This window comes from Enterobacter cloacae complex sp. 394F7, from assembly GCF_057320385.1.
On sequence record NZ_JBXWCS010000039.1, the window covers coordinates 1 to 980 of the forward strand.

The following is a 980-nucleotide window of genomic DNA, read 5'->3' on the forward strand; positions in this document are numbered from 1 at the left end:
CCCGATTAACGTTGGACAGGAACCCTTGGTCTTCCGGCGAGCGGGCTTTTCACCCGCTTTATCGTTACTTATGTCAGCATTCGCACTTCTGATACCTCCAGCAGCCCTCACAGGCCACCTTCAACGGCTTACAGAACGCTCCCCTACCCAACAACACAGAGTGTCGCTGCCGCAGCTTCGGTGCATGGTTTAGCCCCGTTACATCTTCCGCGCAGGCCGACTCGACCAGTGAGCTATTACGCTTTCTTTAAATGATGGCTGCTTCTAAGCCAACATCCTGGCTGTCTGGGCCTTCCCACATCGTTTCCCACTTAACCATGACTTTGGGACCTTAGCTGGCGGTCTGGGTTGTTTCCCTCTTCACGACGGACGTTAGCACCCGCCGTGTGTCTCCCGTGATAACATTCTTCGGTATTCGTAGTTTGCATCGGGTTGGTAAGCCGGGATGGCCCCCTAGCCGAAACAGTGCTCTACCCCCGAAGATGAGTTCACGAGGCGCTACCTAAATAGCTTTCGGGGAGAACCAGCTATCTCCCGGTTTGATTGGCCTTTCACCCCCAGCCACAGGTCATCCGCTAATTTTTCAACATTAGTCGGTTCGGTCCTCCAGTTAGTGTTACCCAACCTTCAACCTGCCCATGGCTAGATCACCGGGTTTCGGGTCTATACCCTGCAACTTAACGCCCAGTTAAGACTCGGTTTCCCTTCGGCTCCCCTATACGGTTAACCTTGCTACAGAATATAAGTCGCTGACCCATTATACAAAAGGTACGCAGTCACACCCGAAGGTGCTCCCACTGCTTGTACGTACACGGTTTCAGGTTCTTTTTCACTCCCCTCGCCGGGGTTCTTTTCGCCTTTCCCTCACGGTACTGGTTCACTATCGGTCAGTCAGGAGTATTTAGCCTTGGAGGATGGTCCCCCCATATTCAGACAGGATACCACGTGTCCCGCCCTACTCTTCGAGTTCACAGCCTGTG

The 980-nt window shown here is 53.5% G+C and carries 1 rRNA gene; it reads right to left on the reverse strand.

Annotated elements, in window-relative coordinates:
- Positions 1-980: ribosomal RNA gene (locus AC2FAK_RS22905) — 23S ribosomal RNA — on the reverse strand; the annotation flags it as partial.